Source organism: Porphyromonas vaginalis (genome assembly GCF_958301595.1).
Classification (GTDB): domain Bacteria; phylum Bacteroidota; class Bacteroidia; order Bacteroidales; family Porphyromonadaceae; genus Porphyromonas; species Porphyromonas vaginalis.
This window is the reverse complement of sequence record NZ_CATQJU010000001.1, coordinates 2489014-2510803: the sequence shown is the minus strand read 5'-3', so window position 1 is coordinate 2510803 and position 21790 is coordinate 2489014. Positions and strand designations below refer to the sequence as shown.

Genomic DNA, 21790 nt, shown 5'->3' with positions numbered 1-21790 from the left:
GGCTCATCGATTCTGTCTATAACTTTACCACATAATATCATGTACAAAGAACTGAAGAACTTCCTAACTAAGGAGATCCAAGACACTAAGGATGCGGGTCTCTACAAGGAGGAGCGCATTATCATCACCCCTCAGACAGCCGCTATCAAGGTAGAGGGGGGCAAGGATGTCTTGAACTTCTGCGCTAACAACTATCTAGGTCTCTCCGACAATCCTCGCCTCATCAAGGCTGCCAAGGCCATGATGGATTCGCACGGATACGGTATGAGTAGCGTACGCTTCATCTGCGGTACGCAAGATATCCACAAGCAGCTTGAGAAGGCTATCGCACACTACTTCCACACGGAGGACGCTATCCTCTACGCTGCTTGCTTTGATGCCAACGGCGGTGTCTTCGAGCCTCTCTTTGGCCCAGAGGATGCTATCATCAGTGACTCACTGAACCACGCTTCGATCATCGACGGTGTACGTCTCTGCAAGGCTAAGCGCTATCGCTACGCCAATGCCAACATGGAGGAGCTTGAGAAGTGCCTCCAGGAGGCTCAGGAGCAGCGCTTCCGCATCATCGTCACGGACGGTGTCTTCAGTATGGACGGCAACGTAGCTCCCATGGACAAGATCTGCGACCTCGCTGACAAGTATGACGCTCTCGTGATGGTCGATGAGTGCCACTCAGCTGGTGTAGTCGGCAAGACGGGCCGCGGTGTCGCTGAGGCTTTCGACTGCTTCGATCGTATCGATATCCACACGGGTACGCTAGGCAAGGCATTCGGTGGTGCTGTCGGTGGCTTTACGGCTGGTCCTAAGGAGATCATCGAGATACTACGTCAGCGCTCTAGACCTTACCTCTTCTCTAACTCACTGCCCCCCGCAGTAGTTGGCGCAGGTATCGAGGTCTTCAAGATGCTGGAGGAGGATGACTCACTACACACGAAGTTGATGGATAATGTCAACTACTTCCGCGACAAGATGCTAGCAGCTGGCTTTGACATCAAGCCTACACAGAGTGCTATCTGTGCTGTGATGCTCTACGATGCTCCTCTATCTCAGCGCTACGCTGCTCGTCTGCTCGAGGAGGGTATCTATGTAACTGGCTTCTACTATCCAGTCGTACCGAAGGGCGAGGCGCGTATCCGCGTACAGCTCTCAGCAGCTCATGAGCGTGAGCACCTCGACAAGGCGATCGCTGCCTTTATCAAGATCGGCAAGGAGCTGGGCGTGATCAAGTAGAGACTGTTGCAAAAGTCAACAGTCTCACAATCTTGCCTGCAAGATTGTCTAGACTTTGCAGAAAGGATGAAGCGCAAGGCGCTGAGGGTGAGGTCTGAAGGGAGCATACCTCCGTATGTGACCGAAGCCGAACTCCGAAAGCAACACAGCGATTCGCCTTTATGCAATAGTCTCAAGTAATCGTAGCTCTCAGCAAAGCATAACTAACAACGAAGGTGACTAGACGCTGTCCCATCACATCGGGAGTGCAGATCTAGTCACCTTCCTCTTTATATTAAGTAGCTATACTATTATATATATATGTCCCTGCGAATAGTTGTAGATAGTTCTATCCCCTACATGGCCGACGGTATGCCCCTCGGGGTCGAGGCGCGCTACCTGCCGAGTGGCGAGATTACGGCCGAAGCGGTCGCTGATGCTGATGCCCTGATGATCCGTAGCGTGACGCGTTGTGATCGCACCCTCCTGGAGGGGAGTGCTGTACGTCTGATCACCTCAGCGACGGCGGGCTTTGACCATATAGATACCGAGTACTGCCGTGAGGCGGGCATTCGCTGGTTCAACGCCCCTGGGTGCAACGCTGCCTCTGTGGCGCAGTATGTCCTGACGGCTATCTCTCGTATCGCACTAGAGCAGGGATTGGCTCCTGAGGATATAACCCTCGGGATCATTGGCACGGGACATACCGGCGGACGGGTCTATCAGCGCGCCAAAGCACTCGGCATGCGAACGCTCCTCTACGATTCGCCTCTCGTGGCGGCTTACGATGAGCACCCTGACTGGCAGAGCTATCTGGAGAAGTTGGATCGCAACGGACTACCACGTCCTTACCTTGCGGACGATATGCCAGCTCTACGAGATAGCTATGTAGATCTAGAGACGCTCCTCGCCTCGGCTACGATGATTACCTGCCATGTGCCTCTAACGAAGGGGGGCGCACACCCTACTTATCACTTAGTTGATGACACTTTCTTGCGAAATGCTCAGCAACGACCTTGGCTCATCAACGCTTGTCGTGGATCCGTCGTCGACACCCCCGCACTAGTACGCGCCCTTGACGACAAAGCGGTCGCAGGAGCTGTGATCGACTGCTGGGAGGGTGAGCCACACATAGCACAGCCGCTACTGGATCGAGTCTTCATCGGTACACCCCACATTGCGGGCTTCTCAGTGCATGGCAAGGCGCAGGGAGCTGTGCAGAGCCTGCGTCACCTGTGCGATTTCTTCAATCTTAGTGATACTCGCATAGCACTGGCGCACCCTCGTCCCGTGGCGGAGCCATACATAGACCTCTCGGGGTGCGAACCGTGGCAGATACCTTGGCGTGCGATGATCCACACGCTCGACCTGCCGGCTATTATGAAGCGATTGGTAGCTAGTCCCGACACCTTCGAGCAGCAGCGTGTCCACTACCAGCACCCTTACGAGCCACGCGACTACACCGTACGAGGCGTCCCTGCCTCCGTCCGTTCCGCACTCACCGCGCTCGGCTTTTATGAGAGGAGATCGTAAGTAAGGCTTTCAGGGAATAGTAGGGGCATACCTTTCTTCTTTATTTTAAAGCTGTAGGTGTCTCCATGTCCACTCGGTCTACAGAGCAACAAGTCTACGGTGATAATCGCAGCTTCTAGAAGTAAATCGAATTGAGGTAAGATTGGATTTCTTGTATGCTCAATACTTTGATATCGAAAATACTCCTTTCCGTCTTGATACTTATTATCAACGGCTATCCAAAAGGTCTCTCGATGTTTTTCGCTCAAGCGCTGATGTAGTTTGCGTAAAGTCCATACAGCAACATCTTCGATTGGTGTACCAAAGTACTGAAGCTCTAGGAGTTCTTTAACTTGGTCAAGTGTTAGCCCCAACCCTTGACTATTAGGGAGGTTGCATTGTACTGTATTTTGATAGGTTTTCTTTCCCTTGATTTTATCTAAGTATCCATACTTGGCGACAATCTCACGTCCTGATTTGAGAGTACTCAAGCTCCAGTCGGGCGTTTGAGTAAAGAGGACATTCTTAGTAGATGATCGCTTTTCTCTATAGCTCTTGAGTTCTATTCCTTTGTAGTCAGGTGTTTTGTTAGAGTTTTGCGCTATGCCTAACATTGTTTCAATGGTACGCCCAATGCCTGTATCTGCGGTTATTTCAGCTTCAAACCACTCTCCTTTGTGACATTTGAAAAATGCAAGGAGCTCTTCTGATGTCGTAGAGCTTGTGTGGTAAAGTTCTGCTATGAACTCTTTCAGAGGAGATGGCTCGGAGGCGGTGTAGCTTTTCTCGATGTTGACACGTGTTATATTGATTACTCTAAACTCCATCTTATAGACGCAAATTGCATGGATGTCATCTGGATGGGTATGCTCTCCTAGCTGATAAATCCAAAGGCGAGGATCTCCTTTTTTTGTAATAGGACGATAAAGAGAGGTCTTGGTTTGATATTCATTCTGTTCATCGAAGATCCTAGTAGGAAGTATTTGCTTGTGATTAGGACCCTGTAGCTGTTCTGAATAGTTGTGAATACCTTGCTCGAAGAAATAGCTACGCATTGGAGCTGTTGCGTCTAAAATACTTTTCTTCAATCCAGTTCCTGTGACTTGAACGAGGGTAAAGCTTATGTTATGGTTTACAAGATAAGCAATGTTTTGCTCCTCAAGCTTCGAGAAAGAACGCATATGTGTCATAAGCTAGTCAATTTTATTTAGAATTTCATTGGCAATGGCTTTAGCCATCAATGGAGGGACTGCATTTCCCACCAATGTATACTGCGGAATCTCTACTTTGCGCTTATTACCACCCGTTTGTCTCTTTCCTTGAAAAACAAAAGAGTCATCAAATGACTGTAATCGTGCCATCTCGCGTACAGTGAGTGGGCGATGAGCTGCGTAGTGAATAAAGTCGTCTGGCATAGTACACACAGTAGGACTCTGTCCCTGTGGATTTAATACGGTATAGTTGCGTTTGTTTGATTCTAACCCCTCTTTTTTTAATTGAGGCTTAGCAGAGTCGTAGTCTCCAGACTCTGCAATGAGCTGTAACCGACGTCGTACATCAGCATTTTGTTGGCTCGTTTGATGATTGAAGAGCTCCATCTTCTGATACTTGAGACGGGAGCTTAGCTCTCCTCTTGTCTTGACATAAAAAGGCTCAGAGTCGAATTCAAATCGATGCTTCAGTCTTCCACATTTAGACCAACTTGAATACATCTGTCCCCCTCTTATCGGAACACTATCCTCTGAGCGAGCTCGTAGTAAGCTTTGATATTGCTTGATGGGTTGGGTGGCTCGATACGTTTTTACAGTCTCTCCATTACCAATCATATCTAAGTCCCAAAGAGCTTCGAATACTGTCACCCGATCATTTTCTTTTATCGTTGTAGGAATGCTAGTAATAAGTTTTTGATCCTTGCGACATCCGATGAAAAGTACTCGCTCTCGATTTTGTGGGACACCATAGTCTGCAGCTGTTAAGACTATCGGCTGATCTATACGATATAGATGCACGTTGTCGACTAGCCTCTGAAATGCAACAAGGTCTGTCCTATTTAGTAGCTTTTTTATTTCATCAAGACAATCATCAAATCGTAGTGCAAAGACTTTCAAAGCTTGCTCCATATCTTCAACATCTAGAGAATTTCTAGTCAAAGGCTTGATAGCTTCTAGAGAGCTAAGCATCCGCCTTATGATTCTCTCCTCACACATTTGATCTATGGAGTCATTAAGTTGCTCTACGAAGTGGTCATTATTTACATTGCAATGCGTCTTAAGATTTACAAGACTCTGGATGATAAGCTCTCGCTGTGAACTTTCTTGAAGCAATAGAAGGCCATGGCGAATGGTGTTGATATCTTGATTGGATTTGCTCTCTTTATAGGAAATTCCTTGGGTGATTACTTTGAATTGACGATTTAATAGATCGAAGTACCCCCTCTCGTAAGTGTCAGAAGCTAAAGCATCATATGCCTCTACATCCAATTTAGTAAGCCACAGCTTGACCATAAATGGGGATAGATAGTTGGGAAGCTTAGTTTTGAGAAAAGCCTGTAAATATGGCATTGCGGCTTCATCAATTATTGAACTTATCTCGCTCAATATTCGGTCTACAAACTTACCCTTATCCTTTGTTAGAATACCCTTGACGTTTTCCATAACAAAGTATTTTGGTCGCAAAGCTTTGATGACTTTGAGGTAGTGGTAGAAAAGGTTATCTCTCTTGTCAAACTTGCTACGAGACCCTGCTAAGCTAAAAGATTGGCAACTAGGACCTCCAGTCACAACATCAATCTGCTTCTCTCCAATCTTATCGAGCAAATTGGAGAGAAAAGACTCCTCCATAATGTCCTGACATAGAAATTCTGTGGAGAGTCCTAGCTGGTAATTATAGCGTACTTCGTGCGTAAGCTGACAATTTGTATTGATGTCTGACGCTAGCAAGAAGTCATAGTACTTATCCGCAGTATAGGCCTGTAGAAAACCTTCGCTAATACCTCCAGCGCCTGCAAATAAATCGATGAATGTCACCTTCTGACGACTTTGCGTAAACTCTCTCTTCTCAGCCATTTGGACTCTCTTCTATTTCGTATTGTTTAGTTCAATAATAAGTGCCTTCAAGAGAAACTATTGGGTTGTTATCTGTCTTGGGGGTGTCAAATAGAGCAGAAATAGCCCGAGCTATAGCCTCTCGAATATCATCCGCCTCTGTAGACCCCAGTCCTTCTGCAGTAGCAACTGCTACTAGCTTATTTGTATCAGCTGTAATAAACTGGATTGTGACTTCTAGAGCATAACCAACTAGGAGTTCCCTTTTGTTGCTCTCTCCATAGTTCACAATGAGGGTTTCCTTAGCGTACCTTGGCGAAACCTCTGGAACTATTACGAACCCTCGCTTGGACAAATGTCCTGCTATGAGATCTCTAGGATTGACAGAGTTAGAGTAAGGTAGTGTATAGCCTCCTATTGCCACACTTGAGGAACTGTGTACTCCTCCAGTTGGAGCAATATAGGCATATTGAAATTGGGACAGAGGCATTGCAACTCTCACTTGAGGTGAGTTTAAACCACAACTCGAAAGAGTGGCTACAAAAATAACGACTACAAAAGCCAACCATAGCTTGGGGGTATCTATCTGTTTCATATCTCTAGTTCCTCTCGCAAATATAGACAAAATAACTCTACATCAAAAGGGCTCCACGGCCCTCATTGATAAATGCCGAATAGGAAGGAGTAGACTACGGCTGTGCGAAGCCGTGGGGAAGTGTCTCCTGGAGGGCGATCTCCTCTGCGGAGAAGTAGCCTTTGTGGTACTTCATTTCAAAAACATCGCTCGCTGGGCAGTAGAGTGCCTCGACGACATCGTAGCGTATCGGCAAGTCGATGCGCATCCGCTGTGCGTAGCGCATGCCACCGAGCATCATCTGATGCGCTTTTGCTGCATTGACGGCGTCTAGTGGACTCGTCGCGGAGTACTCCATACGGCTCTTCACCTCGACGATCAGTAGGTGCCGACCGTCTGACGCTATGATGTCTATCTCGCAGAGCGGATCACGCCAGTTGACCTCGAGGATGCGTATCCGTCGAGAGAGGAGGTAGCGCTGAGCAGCCTTTTCGCCAGCAGCTCCAAGCTCATTAGCGAGAGCCATAAGACTGATCCCTTACGACTTATGGGCGTTCTGGTAAGTGTCTATGTGCCGCTCTTTCTTCTCGGGGATAATGTCCGCAATGGGCGTCAGCAGACCCGTCTCCTCGACATCGCCAAACTCATCGTTGATCGCTGTGCCAAAGATGCGAATCTTCGGTGTGAGCGACATGTAAGCGTTAAAGAGCGGTGGAATGTTGATATTGTGCTTGCGGACCTCCGCCTTGAGCGCGCGGTAGTCGCTCTTGAGGTCGTTCTTGACGAAAAGGCGATCTATCTCTGCTGGGTCAATGTCTACCTCGACCGGCGTCATCGGGACGACTAAGTGATCTTTGTCTCCGAAGTAGATCTCCATAAACTTGAGGATCAGGTTGCGGCAGTACTTATTGTAAGTCTTGTACATGGTCACCTTGCCAAAGAAGTACTTGATCTCAGGGTAGATGACGGTCAAGGCTCCGAGCCCGTCCCACAGGTTGTCGAGTGTATAGATCGAAGACATTAGCCCCGCCCGTGTCGTCTGAAACTCGTGGCTTACGAATGAGCGTCCCAGCTCGATCGTGTAGGGGAGATAGTCCCGTACGAACTCCTCGCTAAAGCTAAACATGTGCGACGTGGCGAGTGCATCCGTCTGCTCCTGATGGCGTAGTACCGCCTCACCGAGTATGTATCGGTAGCCACCCATGATCTTCTCGAGCTCAGGGTTCCAGACGATGAGCTGTACGTAGCCATCGTCCATCAGGTCGTACTTATCTACATCGCAATCTAGCCCCGTACCACCACCGCCAGCACGAAAGCTCTCCTCGCGCAGACGTCCCACCTCACGCATCGTGTGTGGTGCTTGCGCAGCTCGAAAGGCATAGATCTCGTTATTACTCTTATTGGTCTTACGGACGAAGAGCTCTGGTGTCAGCTCCTGTCGGATCAATTGCCGATCTATCGGCGCTATGATGGGTTGCTCTGTAGCACTCATTTGGATAGTTGGTCTTTCAGTTGGTATACTTGCTGCCTGATGCGCTCTACCTGCTCTGGTAAGTCGCTAGGCTTCACCCCCTCGAGCGTCTCATAGGGGATCGGCTCCCCGACCACTACGGTAAAGGAGCTACCCTGTGCAGCAAACATTTCGTGTGGTAGCAATGCCGTGCCAATGTTAAAGCGTATGCCGAGTGCTTTCCTCAGTTGCTCAATACGGTAAAACTTCATTGAGTTACGCCCGTGGAAGAAGAGCGGCACGATGGGACGGCGAAACTGTCTTGCCTGCTTGATAAAGCTGGGTCGCCAGAGAGGATCCTGTATCTGCCCTTTGATAAGTCGTGAGCAGAGTCCCGCGGGAAAGGTGATCACAGGCAGGTCGCTCTCCAGTGCCTCGTGCATCCTCTGAATAGAGGTGCGTGCCTGTGCGCCATACTTATTGACCGGAACGAAGATATTGGCGAGTGGCTTGAGATTGAGCAGGAGATCGTTGACGATGTAGCGGATATCAGTCTGATAGTGACTAGCTATGAGGTGAGTCAGACAGATCCCGTCTAGCCCTCCCAGCGGGTGATTGCTGATAAAGAGTGCACGAGGATCTGCGGGCAGATGCTCGGCACCGATGAGCGTTAGGTCAATGCGAAACTCTTGGATCAGGGCATCCATAAAGTCTACCCCCTCCAGGTGTCCGTAGCGACGTAGCACATCGTTGATCTCACGCTGGTGTATCAAGCGTGCCACGCCATTGGTCACGAAGGCTGGCAACGGCTTCTTGCGTCGTCGATTGAGGATAGCGGCTATGTCGACCTGCTGTGGATGGAAGCTCTCTTCAGGCATAGATTGCGTATGATTTACTGCAAATGTACGACTAATGGCGCACATAGCGATTACAAAGGTGTTACTATGCGGGGGTAATTGACCGAAACTCGTTTTTACCGTGAGACTTGGGTCTAGAGAGGGTGGATATCGCGTGGCGATAGGGATAAAAAGAAGAGAGACCCGTCTGCTCCCACAAGGGGTGTCAGAGAGGTCTCTCTATCGTTGTACGGTCGGTGGGACTCGAACCCACACACCTCGCGGCATTAGATCCTAAGTCTAACGCGTCTACCAATTCCGCCACGACCGCAGCGAGGTTTGCGTCTGCAAAGGTAAGAATAATCTTTGAATTAGCAAGCGATCAGACAATCTAGATTTCGCAAATCTTACAGCAAAGAGACTCAATGCACTGATGTATAGCAACCTAGATAGTCTGCCTGTCAGCTATCTCGTGAGAGACTACCGCAGTGCGACTAGGAGCGTGTCGTCCTCGTAGACGAAGGTGAGCTTCTCCTCCTTGGCGAGCCAGCCGAGTGCTGCGTAGACATCCTTTTCGGTACGTATCTTGGTCGCTTTCTTGAGTTGCTTGACGTCCATCTTGCCTAGTTTGTCTAGTGCGTTCCAGACGAGACCGGCATTGGTGCCGATGTATGCGATCATGTTTTCTTCCATAGTGTTATCGTGTTGGGTTTTCTATATGGCAAAGCTACATAAAAAGATTGAAACGTCTCTTACGGCTAGGTTAAGCTACGATGCATCTCTAGATAAGGGGTGCAGAGGTCGTAGATAGTGATGCCAGTGGCGACGCTCACATTGAGCGAGTGCTTGGTGCCGTACTGCGGGATCTCTAGACAATAGTCAGCATACTGAATGACCTCGTCAGAGATGCCATGCACTTCGTTGCCCACGATCAAGACGGCTCCACGATCGTCTAGCGGTGGCTGACTGCCGAGCGTGATGCTCTGATGTGTCTGCTCGAGAGCGAGGATAGTGCGTCCCGCTGCTCGGCACGCCTCAAGGAAGTCGATGGCAGAGTCTAGGTGTCGCCATGGCACCGCCTCCTCGGCACCGATGGCGGTCTTGTGAATGAGCGGGTGCGGTGGACAGCCTGTGATGCCGACGAGGAGTAGCTCCTCCAGGCGAAAGGCGTCTGCCGTGCGAAAGATCGAGCCGACGTTGTGCATGCTACGCACATTGTCTAGGAGTATGGTGAGCGGCACCTTGGGAGCTGCGTGGTACTCCTCGGTGGTGAGACGCTGCATCTCTAGGATGGAGGTTTTCTCTATGGGCATAGCGGGGACTTTACTTAGTGTCTTTGTACCCTTTGGACTGAAGGAGCTTGATGAGCTTCTCCTTATCGTTTTGCTGGAGCAGTATCTCGCCATCACGTGTAGAGCCTCCACAGCCGAGCGACTGCTTGAGCTGACGGGCGAGGTCTGCTAGATCGCCGTCAGACCCGACGAAGCCCATGATGATGAGTGCCTCCTTGCCTCCTCTGCCAGCGCGGGAGTACTGTATGCGCAGCCGTTGCTGAGCAGGAGGAAGGGTCTCAGCCTCGCTACTCGCTAGCTGTGGCGACCAGTCGGGGGCGGTACTGTATACGATGCCTCCCGTGGAGGGGGCTTTGTTCTTCTTCTTCTTGGACATAGCTGTAGGGGTTAATAGTGAAATGAGCTGCCCCCGACAAATTCGCGCAGGAGCGAGGTGGAGGGTATCTCGTCGGTGGGTGCTGGCCTGACGTGCTCGAGGAAGCGTAGCAGACGGCGCGCCTCGCTGTACTCCTTGACGCAGGCGGGTACCTGGTAGAGGATCCGCTCGGCAAGGGTCTTGAGGACGGCAACTTCGTATAGAAGCGCACTGTTGAAGAGTACGTTGGCTCTCTGCTGGTAGGGGAAGATCCATCGCTCCTCACCATCTCGCACGCTGCGCCACCGGCTGATGGTATCAATGGCTGAGTAGCCTCTGTACTTGTGGTCACGCACCATGCGTCTGAGGAGGCGTATGTCGGTACTGGGGATGCGGTTATGTGCATCTAGTCCGAGGGCGGTCAGGGCACTGATATATATATTATAGGTGAGGTGCTGTAGGTCATCGGGGATGAGTCGTGGATTGAGCGCATGAATGCCCTCGATGAGAAGCAGATCCCCCTCACCAAGCTGTAGGAGCTCCTTTTGGTACACTCTAGCTCCTTGAGTAAAGTCAAAGAGTGGCATATCGACCAGCTCACCCGCTAGGAGCCGACGCAGATCACTGGCGAAAAGCTCTAGGTCTAACGCCTCGATATGCTCATAGTCGTACTCCCCATTGTCATCTAGGGGAGTCAACTCACGGGCTACGAAGTAGTTGTCGAGCGATATCTGGTGCGGGCGTAGGTAGTTCGCCATAAGCTGCAGGCGTAGCCGCTTGGTAAAGGTGGTCTTGCCCGAAGATGAGGGTCCTGCCACGAGTATGATGCGCACACCTTTCTTGTTGTATGCTTCGGCGATCTCAGTAGCCATGGCGGCTATCTCCTTTTCCTGTGCAGCCTCGGCGACCTGTATGATCTCGGAGAAGTGTCCCGTGCTGATTGCTTTGTTGAGACTACCCACATAGCTTACGTCGAGGAGGTTGAGCAGACGAGACTGCTTGTCAAAGACCTCACGCATCGGTTGCTGTGGCTCAAAGGGTGTCAGCTCTGTAGGCTTGACTGTCGAGGGTACACGTATCAGTACACCACCCAGGTAGGGGTCGAGGTCGTAGAGCTGGACTTGTCCTGTGGAGAGAAGCAGAGAGCCGTAGTAGTTGTCAGGATACCCATCGAGATAGTGATAGGTGACGTAGGGCTGACCGCTGGAGGTGATGAGATCGACTTTGTCCATCTCACCCATGGCAGTAAATATCTGCACCGCCTCTTCGGCTGGTACGGTGCGACGCTCGAAGGGTAGATCCTCAGCAATGAGATGGTCTATGCGTCGCTTGACGATGGCTAGCTGCTCCTCAGTGATGCCCTTGTCACCACACCTGACGACGCTAAAGTAGCCCCCCGAGAGGGAGTGCCGTACGCTCAGATGGTAGTGCGGTAGCTCATCGTGGAGTGCCTTAGCAAAGAGGAGGCAGAGGGAGCGCAGGTAGGTGTGCCGGCCGCTCTCCTCGGTGAGCCCGATGAACTCAACCTGACAGGACTCGCGGAGCCTCCAGTCGAGGGCGACGGTGAGGTTGTTGACACGCGCATTGACAGGCTCGAAGCCTAGAGCGTTGCGGTAGCTCTGTGCTACCTGATAAAGTGTGGCTCCAGGGGGTACGCTGAGATGCTCGTCTAGATTGGGGCAATATATTGATAGATTCTCCATAGGGGCTGATACTTAGATATCTTTTGTCAAATTGTATAGCCGGTTAGTTAGTCTAACCAGTCTAAAATCGTTACCTTTGCATGCGAAGTTACGAAATAGCTGTCACCAAAGGACCATAATCAGTCGTACGAGGTGACTCAGTCGCATGACAACCCTTGTGAATATGCGGCTTTGAGCCTCATGTAGCTGGTAGGTCTTAGGGGAGCTTTCGCACGGTAATGACATACAAACAACGACATACTCATGGCATTTACTCTGTTTGACTTTATCTATCTGCTGGGATCGCTAGGACTCTTCCTCTTTGGTATGAAGATCATGAGCGAGGGCATCCAAAAGGCAGCAGGCGATAGGATGCGTCAGATCCTCGCAGCGATGACCTCTCGTCGCGTCCTAGGGTTACTCACGGGAGTCTTGGTGACCGCCTTGGTGCAGTCCTCTAGTGCTACGACTCTGATGGTCGTCAGCTTCGTCAATGCGGGACTCCTCCAGCTAGGACAGGCGATATCGGTCATTATGGGCGCTAACATTGGTACGACCGTCACCGCTTGGGTCATCACCCTCTTCGGCTTTAAGATAGATATATCGACCTTTGCCATACCGCTCTTCGCCATTTCCATACCGCTTATCTATACGAAGCGGGAGCAGCTCAACTTCCTCGTAGGCTTCTCGCTCCTCTTCCTCGGATTGCAGTTTCTCAAGGACTCGATGCCAGATCTCCAGAGTCATCCCGAGGCACTCGAGTTTCTCCGTGGGTATACCGATATGGGCTTTGCCTCTATCCTGATCTTCCTCCTGATCGGTACCATTATGACGCTGCTGGTCCAGTCCTCCAGTGCGACGGTAGCGATCACACTCATCATGTGTTCGAAAGGGTGGATACCCTTTGAGATCGCCACGGCGATGATCCTGGGCGAAAACATCGGAACGACCATCACCGCCAATCTGGCAGCCCTCGGAGCTAATGTCAATGCTAAGCGCGCGGCACTCTCTCACCTGCTATTCAACGTCTTCGGTGTGCTACTCGTCTTGATCTTCTTCTACCCCTTTACCAATATGATCGCCAACTGGCTGATGAATATGGGCATAGGTGATCCACGAGAGCTATACGAGTACACCTCTCGCCTCAGTCAGGTATACGATCCCGCTAGTATGAGTGCTATCTCCTCGACAGAGACACTCGCCGATCCCTCGCTAGCTGCGATACAGGCTCAGATAGGTTCGCTAGCAGCGGTTGTCTCAGTAGGACTCGCACTCTTCCACACCACCTTCAACATGCTGAACGCCTTTGTCATGATCTGGTTCGTACCTGTCTATGTCAAGATTTGCCAGCGAGCCATACCGATGAAGAAGTCTAAGAAGGGTGACACAGAGCAGACACACCTACGTTACATACGTGCCGGTATCCTACCAACGGGTGAGATCGGTCTGCTACAAGTGCAGCAAGAGCTAGCCGAGTACGCCAGCCGAGTATCGCAGATGATGTCTTACTGTGAGGGGATGCTCAAGACGGACAATCCTGTCGAGCTCAAGAAGCTCTACAACAAGTGCGAGCAGGAGGAGGACATATCCGATGCCGTAGAGGTCGAGATAGCTGACTACCTCAATAAGATCTCTCACACCGAGCTGGGTAAGGAGTCGCAGAGCGATATACTCGTCTACTACCGCGTAGCGACCGAGATAGAGAGTGTCGCCGATGCAGCTGTGGGCATAGCGCGTGAGATCAATCGTTACCACCAGCTCGGCAAGAGCTACACCGATATGGTGCGCAATAACCTCCTGCAGATCCACTCGATCGCCACAGAGACGGCTCTCAAGATGGCCGAGCTACTGCGACGCAACAAGCTCTCGGAGTCGGACGCTCGTGAGAGCTACACCCTAGAGAAGCAACTAAATGACTTGCGTACCTTGCTAAAAGCGCAGAACATGGAAAACGTCCGTACGCAGAAGTACGACTACCCCGAGTCCGTAAGCTATATGGACCTTGTTGGCTACTACGAGCAGCTGGGTGACTACGTGCTCAACGTCGTACAGGCAGCCACCAAGGGGTAGGGCGCGCCCCTTAGCCTCGCTAGTTAAGCGCCTCACCACCGAGTAGCCTTCCTACTCAAATACGAAGCCATAGAAAAAGGCGGATCGCTCTCTTAGCGACCCGCCTTTTTAGGATTCTATAGACCTCTAAACTACTTCATCTGGTAGAAGGAGACGGGATTGCCCTCTATTTCAAAGACGGGTCCGTCGGAGACGGCGCCTGTCTTAGGATCGTAGGAGTAGAATCCGCTACGCTCCTTGCCTGCCGAGCCGATCATGATCTGATCGTTGTACCACCCGAGGGCGCATGCGTGAGGATTGGACACTGGGATACCCTCAATCTGCTGAATCGTACGCTGCTCTAGGTCGATGACCGTAGGGATACAGTAGAGAGCCGTGTAGGGGTTCTTGCTCTCGGGGTCGAGCGCATAGATGCCCATGATGGCGACCACCTTAGAGCCAGAGATGTAGTGCATCGATACGATGTAGTTGGCGGGGAGCTTGGTCGTCTGGGGTAGGATACCCTTGACCTCTATGTTGATCTCCGAGAGATTCATAGACCATGAGGGGTCGATCTCGGTCTCACCCTTTTTGATGCGAACGATACCTCCGGGGAACTCAGGGTTGAAGCCAAAGCTCCCCATGCAGAGTATGTACAGATCGCCCTTGTCATCGAGGAAGATCGAGTTAGCCACGATAGGACGGGTAGCGACAGAGAGCCCCGAGGTGGTAGAGGAAATCTTCTTCTCCACCTTGTCCGTAGCGATGTCTATGAGCGCCAGCTCGACCTCCTTGTGTAGTGGCATCCACTTGGGGTCCATCTGACAGAGTCCTACGTAGAGCTTGCCGTCGCGTACTGCCATAGCACCGGGCATCACATTGGTGTCATCGTGCTTGTACTGGTTGAGGTCTATCACAGCCGTCTTGGTCATCGTCTTGGGGTTAAACGCCCAGACCTGTCCGATGTTTTGGAAGCTGATGTAAGCCTTCTCAGGCGAGACCTCGACCACATTGCAGGCAGCGCCTCCTCCTGGCAGCTCCATAGCGCCACGCTTGGTGAGCTGTAACTCCTTGCTTACGGTGTAGTTGATGAGCTCAGCCTTGCCCATACCCATATAGTCTGGCAGGACGTAGAGATGATCTCCGCAGTAGATAGGCTCCGTGCCGAAGCCGACTGGCACGCCACGGCTGTTGTCGTACTTCTTCGCCTCGATAGAGCCGATAGCCTGCAGGTAACCATTGCCTGAGGCACCGTCCGCATTTATTATTGAAGTAGAGAAGATAATCCGCTCACTACCCGTCTGGGGTGTCGGCTTAGGCTCCTTGTCACAGCTGGTGAGCGCTAGCCCTAGTAGGAGGGCAGCGATAAGGGTGAGCCTGTTGGTTAGTTTGTTGAATCTGTTCATAGTGAAATCTGTTATTTGAATTGGTGAATATATAGTTGTCATCTGATTGTCATCTGAAGAGGTAGCGCAACTTTACCGAGAAGTTAATGCCTGGTAACGGACGGTTTAGCTCCGACATCTGACGCTGGTTGGTCAGGTTCTTGACCTTGAAGGTAATCGTCCACTGATTATTGCGCAGGCTCTGCTCTAGTCCTAAGTCTAGGCGCAGTGCAGTCGGTATCTTGCGCTCTTGGTACTGGCTCACCTCAAAGTCGTAGTAGTACTGATGCACATAGGAGGCGTCGAGCATCAGACGGCTGTTGTAGCCCTCCCCGCCGAAGAGATTCTCCTTGTGTAGCTCCAAGCCCGCATTGGCCAGGAAGTAGGGGATGTTGGGCATACGCTTGAGGTAAGTCGGGTTAGCGACATTCGTCGAGGGGATCAGTCGGCGCGTGTCTCTGAGGTCTTGGTAAGTTGCATTGCCATAGAGGTAGAGCCAGGGGAGGGCATCCCATTTCACCTCGCCCTCTACGCCCCACGTGCGGATGCTCCCGAAGTTCTGATAGCAACTCATGGAGGGAATAATTCCTGGCATAAAGCGGATCATATCGGTGATGTAAGAGCCGAAAGCATTGATCTCAGCCTCGATCAACCGCATTGATGTGGGCGAGAGGTTGCGATAGACTAAGCCAATGTTACCTCCACGGCTATGCTCGGGACGAAGGTCCGTCGAGGCACTGATCGAGTAACCATTGCCTAGCAGCTCCTCACTCGTAGGTATGCGCACCTCGTCCGCATAGGAAGCCTTGATCAGGAAGTCTGGCGTGAAGCGGTAGCGGATAGCTTCGCTCCAGCCGAAGAAGTGTCGGTTAGTCTCCACATCCTTGAGGTCGCCCAGACTGATCGTCCCGATGATCTTAGAGCGAGAGCGGTAGTTGTAGTACTTTGCGGTGAAGGCATTCTGGAGCTTATCCTCAAAGAGCGTGAGGTCATAGGAGGCTCCCGCCGTGAGGCTGTTCATACGGCTCTTGAAGTTCGCCTTATAGCCCAAAGCTCGATCCATAAGCGTGTCCGTAGGATTGCGATAAGCGTAAGTGTGGCACAGGTTTAGATTGAAAGCCTGATGGCGGTCTAGCGTATAGTTCAGGTTAAGCTTGTCCACCAGGTTGATCGTCCGATTGACCCCATCGGCAGGTATGCTCGATAGCTCGCCTCCATAAGAGGAGCCTGCGGGGTACTCCTTGCCATCCCAGTCGTAGCGATGCGCAGCCTTGTCGGTCAGTCCATTCTGCCCGAAGACCACCCCGACCGATGCGTCTAGATCGAGCCCTGGGAGGAAGAAGTCCGCACGCTTGAAGGTACTCTCCAGAGCCAAGCCCTTGGAGAGGGTAAAAGCTTCTCGTACGTCCCACTCGAAGCCCTGTATCTCTCTGCGAATGTAGGTCCCAGCGCACTCTAGCTTGATCTCGTCAAACCACCACTTCGTCGCCTTGAGGCTACCGCCTAGGATCGCTTTCCGAAACTGATCGTGGTCGCGCCTCACGATCCGATCCTTGTATTGTGGCAGCTCCATCTTGTAGTTGTTGTCCGAGTAGGCGAGCGTACCGCCAACTCCTAGCTGCACGCCCGCATCCTCTAGTGTGCGCTTGAAGACTGTCGAGAGCATGTGCGAATTGTACGATCCCACCTCATACGAAGCGTCAAAGTACTTCGGCGGGTACTCCTTGATCACTACATTCACCGCTCCGCCCATAGCTGAGCCACCAAACTTGTAGGGTACGATCCCCTTGTAGACCTCCACCCGCTCGATCATATCGGTCGGGATATCATTGATCGAGATGAAGTCGCTCATCTCGCCAAAGGGTGTCTCGTCAATGTAGATGCCCATTCGCTTGCCCTCTAGTCCACGTAGCGAGATGCGCGAGGCACTCCCTAGTCCACCCGTATTGCGTAGCGTCACACCCGTAGTGCGAGACAGCACCTCGTCTATCGAGGAGGCGGTGCCTTGTAGCTGTCGCATCGAGATGACTGAGATAGGCATAGCGGACTCACGCAGCGCGCGCTCCTGACGCTTGGCAACGACGACGACACTGCTTAGCGTCGTCTCATCGACCTCTAGTCTCACGCTGATCGGCTTGCCATCTTGCCGTGGAGATGTGATGCGCTTGCTCTTGTAGCCCACATAGCTCACGACGAGTCTCTTGACTCGCTGCTTGGAGGTGAGCTCCCAGTGCCCCTCGGCATCGGTGACGGCTCCAGCACCTTTTGGCTCGGCATAGACATTGGCACCGATGAGGGGTTCGCCCGTCGCATCATCAAGTACGTTGCCACGGTAGTGGTACTCCTGAGCTACTGCTGCGCTGAGGGAGAGTAGCATGATTAGTAATAGTAGTCTGTATCGTCTCATTGATTAGTTAGTTGATTTGCTTATTGGGAAGAGGGGGAACTGAACGTCTTTCGCTATACGTTCAAAAAAGGGGGCTAGTGAACTGTTTCACTAGACCCCTAAGAGTGCTCGCCAACCGCCGAAGCTAAACTTCTCGTGGCACCGACAGAACCGTGCCAGCTCCTCTGGACTGGTGTCGGACCGCTGTAGTATAGTTTTGATGGTTGCCGTGATAAAGGCTGAGTAAATATCGATGAAGGAAGGATCGACCTCGGCTTTCCAGTCGGGATGCAGCTCTCGATACCGCTCGAAGTAGCGGATGGTCGCCTCGTTGCTCAGCTGATTGAGTCGATCCTCGTACTGATCCAGATAGGAGCCTGCACTGGCGAAGAAGACCAGTCGCAGAGCCTCCGCATGGTTAATGATGTACTGGTAGAAGGGTGCCTTCGAGTAGCCCCTCCGCTTACGCTCCTCGGGGTCCAGCATATCCATCTCCATGTCCTGATCCTCAGGCGGTAAGGCGTAAAATGCCTCTAGCCCCTTGATCGCAGGCTCTACGAGCGAGCGAAAGAGTGCCTCCTTGTCCTCATAATAGTAGTATATACTGCCCAGCGAGGCGTAAGCCTCCTTGGCAACCATACGCATCGAGGTGCCTATGTAGCCATGCCGAGAGAAGAGCCGTAAGGCCGTCTCCTTGATACGCTGCTGTATATCTGGTGTCGGACTATTCATAGTTCGTTTGCTTACTTATCTTTGACTACTGAGCAGATGAGCATAGCGTGGTACTGACGTACGGAGATACGCTCCCCAAAGAGTTCCCGAAGAAGTGCCATCGCCTCTGTCGCTGTATAGTGTGGCGGGCAGAAGTACCCCTTGCGCTCCAATATATGGCGAGCTATCCAGTCGCCCACGCGGTGCTCCCCACGCACGTAAAAGCATCCACACAGTCGCCCTCCCGGCTTTAGTACACGGTGCATCTCACGGAGGGCTCGCTCCTTGTCGGGGAAGGCCTGCAAACCACTCATCGTGAGTAGATAGTCAAACTCCCCATCGGCAAAGGGCATCGCCCCCACATCGCCCTGCACGAGCGATACATGGGTCACCCCCTCCACCTCAAAGCGGTGGGCGGCCATCTCGAGCATCTTCTCGGAGTAGTCCAGCGCAGTGATCTGAGCCTTGGCAAGCTGCTTGTACTTGTCGCAGGTGAAGACCGCAGTCCCCACCGGCACATCTAGTAGTCGCCCCGCAAAGTCATCGGGGATCATAGCCAAGACCTCTGCCGCCATCTGTAGCTGATCCACCTGCCAGAGCCCATTCATAAAGAGATGCCCCCACCAGGAGCGTCCCGTCATGAGTGCATCGTAGCGGTGCATCTGCTTGATATATGCGTTATGCTGAGCCTTAGCCATCAGTTGTTGCAGGGATTAGAGCTTGTATGGATCTATTGCACCGCAAAGTTATACCTCTTTGCCAAGGGATCGCCCCCGCAAATCTACCCAGTAATAGGTATTACTCGCTAAAACACGCCTCAAACAACGTCCCATCCTCATGGGACGAATCGCTCCCACCGTTGGAACAAAACAATCCCAAGGGCGGGACGAAAAGCTCCCCACGGAGGGACGAATCGTTTCCTCCGTTGGAACGAAAAGTTTCCAGCGTTGGAAAAAAAGCTTTCCAGCGTTGGAAAAAAAGATTTCCTCCCTTGGAAATTATTTTTCCAAGGAAGGAAACCTTTTGAAAACTCTACAAGAAGTGTTCAAACGCCTTGCAGGCAACTTAAAAAAAAGGTGGTAAAGGAGCGGGTGGACTAGAGCTCGCGGAGGAGATGCTTGACGGCGGCGAGGGGGTGGTGGAAGAGCATACGTGGACCGGCCCAGCGCATCACCGCCTGAATGCGGGCTTTCATGTCGGGTCGGTAGCAGTGTACGGGGCATTTGCGGCAGGTCGGCTTCGCTGCACCGTAGCGGCAACGGTATAGTCGCCGTGTGGCGTACTCGAGTAGCTCGCGACAACTGTCGCAGAGCGTTTCATTACCCTCTTTCTTCCGGCAGTAGAGCTGGATCATCTGCCGAATGACCTGCTGCTCCTCAGCGATACGTCCCTGGCCCATACTACTTGCCGATGCAGAAGTGGGAGAAGATGTAGCCGAGCACCTCGTCGGAGGTGATGGAGGCGCCTGTGACGAGGCCGATCTCTTCGATAGCCTCACGGAGATAGGGGGTGATGAGGTCGCTGGTCAAGCCGTTGTGGAGTCCCTCGGAGACTAACTCTAAGGCATGACTTGCCCTGGTGAGCGCCTCGTAGTGGCGTAGGTTGTAGAGTATCACGGTCTCTTCATCGCTGTGGAGGGGCTGGGCAGTGGTTACCATCAGCTCTTCGAGAGCTTCGATGCCCTCAGCGGCTCGTGCTGAGATAGCCAGCGGAGGGGTGGTGTGCCGTTTGTCCGTGATGCGCTGTAACTGGTCGGAGTAGTGGTTGAGCCAGTCCGTGACCTCGCTCTCGGTGAGTAGATCTCGCTTGTTGAGCAGGATCATGAGGGTACTATCGGGGGAGGTGAGCGGAAGGATCTCACCGAGCTGTGTCTCTAGCTCGTCCCACGTGGGTAGGGGCGGGGCGATAACCCAAAGGATGAGCCGTGCCGAGGAGATCTGCTGGTAGCTGCGCTCGATGCCTAGTTGCTCCACGAGGTCGGTCGTCTGGCGCAGGCCAGCGGTGTCGATGAGCCGGAAGAGTGTACCGCGAATGGTTAGTCGCCCCTCGACGGTGTCTCGGGTGGTGCCGGGGATGTCGCTGACGATAGCTCGTTCGTGCTGGAGGAGGGCGTTGAGGAGACTGCTCTTGCCTACGTTGGGTGCGCCAATGATAGCGGTCGGGATGCCCTGCTGGAGCTCTTGCCCGGTGCTGAAGCTTTGCGTGAGCAGACGAAGCTGGTGCTGTATCGTAGCTAACGTTTCAACTAAAGTGGAGCGATCGGCAAAGGCGACATCCTCTTCGCTAAAGTCTAGCTCCAGCTCGAGGAGACCGGCAAAGCGTAGGAGCGTCGCTCGCAGCTCGTTGAGCAGATGACTGAGCCTGCCGGTATGCTGCTCCATAGCCATCTTGTGCTGTGTGGCAGTGGTCGCAGCGATGAGGTCGGCGACCGCCTCAGCCTCGGCGAGGTCAAGCTTGCCATGCGCTAAGGCACGACGGGTAAATTCGCCAGGATCGGCCATACGGCACCTCTCTTGCTGAGCGATCCACTCCAGTATGGTGCGTACGATGAAGGGAGAGGCGTGACAGGAGAACTCGACGACCTCTTCGCCAGTGTAGGAGTGTGGGGCGGCAAAGAAGGTGGCTACGACGAGGTCTATGAGTTGTCCGTCAATTCGCAGTCCAGCGGTCGTGGCTTCACGAGGCGCGAGCCTTTTGCCAAGAAGCGTCTCGGCGATCTGCGGGGCTAAGCTTCCCGAGATACGTATGACGGCAAGCCCTCCGCCTAGTGCAGTGGCCGGCGCGCAGATCGTTTCGCTCAGATCATGTATCATGAGGGCAGGGCTCCTAGTAGCTGAGCCACGGTGGCTCCCATCGTGGGGATGGTGAGCTCAGGTGCTATGTAGCTGAGTGGCTGCAGGACGAAGGCTCGCTCACACATACGAGGGTGCGGGATGGTGAGTTCAGGCGTGGTCACGACACACTGGTCGTAGAGCAGGATGTCTAGGTCTATGACTCGGTCGGAGTAGATGCCGTCGTGCGACTTGTGCAGTCGCCCCATCTCACGCTCGATAGCCTGAAGCTGTGCCAAAAGCTCTGCTGGCGTCGCTGTCGTGTGAACGGCCACGACGCTATTGAGGAAGAGATGCTCCGAAGCGAAGCCCACGGGGTGAGTCTCTACAAAGGGGGCTATACTGTAGATCTGGAACCCACGAAGGCGCATTCGCCTAATCGCCTCTAGCAACTGATGACGAGGCTCGTCAAGGTTGCTACCGAGGGCTATGTAAGCAGTAGGCATAGGAGCGACAGTGAGAGAGTCTTAGCGG

Annotated in this window: 21 protein-coding genes and 1 tRNA gene; 4 read left to right on the top strand and 18 right to left on the bottom strand. The window is 52.5% G+C overall.

Annotated elements, in window-relative coordinates; genetic code table 11:
* Positions 1-39: 39 nt before the first annotated feature.
* Together kbl and Q2J34_RS09835 are read left to right on the top strand one after the other, a co-directional pair.
* The gene (kbl, locus tag Q2J34_RS09840; protein ID WP_298889512.1) at positions 40-1230 is read left to right on the top strand and encodes a glycine C-acetyltransferase; all 1191 of its coding nucleotides are present in this window, start codon (positions 40-42) and stop codon (positions 1228-1230) included.
* Between the two features lie 300 nt (positions 1231-1530).
* On the top strand, positions 1531-2742 hold the full coding sequence (locus Q2J34_RS09835) for a 4-phosphoerythronate dehydrogenase (RefSeq protein WP_300970135.1): 1212 nt from the start codon (positions 1531-1533) through the stop codon (positions 2740-2742).
* Here the strand turns inward: Q2J34_RS09835 and Q2J34_RS09830 are convergent.
* The 11 genes from Q2J34_RS09830 to Q2J34_RS09780 all read right to left on the bottom strand — a co-directional run bounded on the left by Q2J34_RS09830 (position 2724) and on the right by Q2J34_RS09780 (position 11975).
* Positions 2724-3911: an MvaI/BcnI family restriction endonuclease gene (locus Q2J34_RS09830; RefSeq protein WP_300970134.1), complete on the bottom strand. Its 1188-nt coding sequence runs from the start codon at positions 3909-3911 to the stop codon at positions 2724-2726. The two genes, Q2J34_RS09835 and Q2J34_RS09830, sit on opposite strands and share 19 nt — an antisense overlap.
* A gap of 3 nt (positions 3912-3914) precedes the next feature.
* Positions 3915-5786: a DNA cytosine methyltransferase gene (locus Q2J34_RS09825; RefSeq protein WP_300970133.1), complete on the bottom strand. Its 1872-nt coding sequence runs from the start codon at positions 5784-5786 to the stop codon at positions 3915-3917.
* A gap of 31 nt (positions 5787-5817) precedes the next feature.
* Positions 5818-6360 (bottom strand): DUF4136 domain-containing protein, encoded by a 543-nt coding sequence (locus Q2J34_RS09820; protein ID WP_300970132.1) that lies wholly within the window; start codon positions 6358-6360, stop codon positions 5818-5820.
* Positions 6361-6454: 94 nt separating this feature from the next.
* Positions 6455-6865: a YraN family protein gene (locus tag Q2J34_RS09815; protein WP_300970131.1), complete on the bottom strand. Its 411-nt coding sequence runs from the start codon at positions 6863-6865 to the stop codon at positions 6455-6457.
* Positions 6866-6877: 12 nt separating this feature from the next.
* Complete coding sequence (glsB, locus tag Q2J34_RS09810; RefSeq protein WP_300970130.1) at positions 6878-7831, bottom strand: glycine N(alpha)-acyltransferase GlsB; 954 nt, start codon at positions 7829-7831, stop codon at positions 6878-6880.
* Positions 7828-8667, bottom strand: a complete 840-nt coding sequence (gene glsA / locus Q2J34_RS09805) for a 1-acyl-sn-glycerol-3-phosphate acyltransferase (RefSeq protein ID WP_298889501.1) — start codon at positions 8665-8667, stop codon at positions 7828-7830. The genes glsB and glsA overlap by 4 nt, the downstream gene beginning before the upstream one ends.
* A 207-nt stretch (positions 8668-8874) precedes the next feature.
* Positions 8875-8956, bottom strand: a tRNA-Leu gene (locus Q2J34_RS09800).
* Positions 8957-9105: 149 nt separating this feature from the next.
* Positions 9106-9306 carry a winged helix-turn-helix domain-containing protein gene (locus tag Q2J34_RS09795; RefSeq protein WP_298889518.1) on the bottom strand — a complete coding sequence of 67 codons (201 nt, stop codon included), beginning with the start codon at positions 9304-9306 and terminating at the stop codon, positions 9106-9108.
* A gap of 77 nt (positions 9307-9383) precedes the next feature.
* On the bottom strand, positions 9384-9938 hold the full coding sequence (locus Q2J34_RS09790) for an RNA methyltransferase (RefSeq protein ID WP_300970129.1): 555 nt from the start codon (positions 9936-9938) through the stop codon (positions 9384-9386).
* A gap of 10 nt (positions 9939-9948) precedes the next feature.
* Entirely contained in the window at positions 9949-10293 is a 345-nt protein-coding gene (locus tag Q2J34_RS09785) for a translation initiation factor (RefSeq protein ID WP_300970128.1), read from the bottom strand.
* An 11-nt stretch (positions 10294-10304) separates the two neighbouring features.
* On the bottom strand, positions 10305-11975 hold the full coding sequence (locus tag Q2J34_RS09780) for a nucleoside kinase (protein ID WP_300970127.1): 1671 nt from the start codon (positions 11973-11975) through the stop codon (positions 10305-10307).
* Positions 11976-12218: 243 nt separating this feature from the next.
* Here Q2J34_RS09780 and Q2J34_RS09775 point away from each other — a divergent pair, with 243 nt between their 5' ends.
* Complete coding sequence (locus Q2J34_RS09775) at positions 12219-14024, top strand: Na/Pi cotransporter family protein (RefSeq protein ID WP_300970126.1); 1806 nt, start codon at positions 12219-12221, stop codon at positions 14022-14024.
* Between the two features lie 131 nt (positions 14025-14155).
* Here the strand turns inward: Q2J34_RS09775 and Q2J34_RS09770 are convergent, their stop codons facing one another.
* The 4 genes from Q2J34_RS09770 to Q2J34_RS09755 all read right to left on the bottom strand — a co-directional run bounded on the left by Q2J34_RS09770 (position 14156) and on the right by Q2J34_RS09755 (position 19183).
* Entirely contained in the window at positions 14156-15409 is a 1254-nt protein-coding gene (locus Q2J34_RS09770; RefSeq protein ID WP_300970125.1) for a hypothetical protein, read from the bottom strand.
* A 49-nt stretch (positions 15410-15458) separates the two neighbouring features.
* A complete protein-coding gene (locus tag Q2J34_RS09765; RefSeq protein WP_300970124.1) occupies positions 15459-17795 on the bottom strand; it encodes a TonB-dependent receptor in 2337 nt (778 codons plus the stop codon).
* 90 nt (positions 17796-17885) lie between these two features.
* Positions 17886-18506, bottom strand: a complete 621-nt coding sequence (locus tag Q2J34_RS09760) for a TetR/AcrR family transcriptional regulator (protein ID WP_300970123.1) — start codon at positions 18504-18506, stop codon at positions 17886-17888.
* Between the two features lie 11 nt (positions 18507-18517).
* Positions 18518-19183 (bottom strand): class I SAM-dependent methyltransferase, encoded by a 666-nt coding sequence (locus tag Q2J34_RS09755; RefSeq protein ID WP_300970122.1) that lies wholly within the window; start codon positions 19181-19183, stop codon positions 18518-18520.
* Positions 19184-19322: 139 nt separating this feature from the next.
* On the opposite strand from Q2J34_RS09755, the gene Q2J34_RS09750 reads away from it, so the two are divergent.
* Positions 19323-19568: a hypothetical protein gene (locus Q2J34_RS09750; protein ID WP_300970121.1), complete on the top strand. Its 246-nt coding sequence runs from the start codon at positions 19323-19325 to the stop codon at positions 19566-19568.
* Between the two features lie 13 nt (positions 19569-19581).
* On the opposite strand, the gene Q2J34_RS09745 is transcribed toward Q2J34_RS09750, so the two are convergent.
* From Q2J34_RS09745 to folK, 3 genes are read right to left on the bottom strand one after another with little or no spacing between them, the layout of a single operon-like run.
* A complete protein-coding gene (locus Q2J34_RS09745) occupies positions 19582-19884 on the bottom strand; it encodes a nitrous oxide-stimulated promoter family protein (RefSeq protein WP_300970120.1) in 303 nt (100 codons plus the stop codon).
* A 1-nt stretch (position 19885) separates the two neighbouring features.
* A complete protein-coding gene (gene mnmE / locus Q2J34_RS09740) occupies positions 19886-21298 on the bottom strand; it encodes a tRNA uridine-5-carboxymethylaminomethyl(34) synthesis GTPase MnmE (RefSeq protein WP_300970119.1) in 1413 nt (470 codons plus the stop codon).
* Positions 21295-21762, bottom strand: coding sequence for a 2-amino-4-hydroxy-6-hydroxymethyldihydropteridine diphosphokinase (folK, locus tag Q2J34_RS09735; protein ID WP_300970118.1), 468 nt, complete (start codon positions 21760-21762; stop codon positions 21295-21297). Before folK ends, mnmE begins: the two co-directional genes overlap by 4 nt.
* Positions 21763-21790 lie beyond the last annotated feature (28 nt).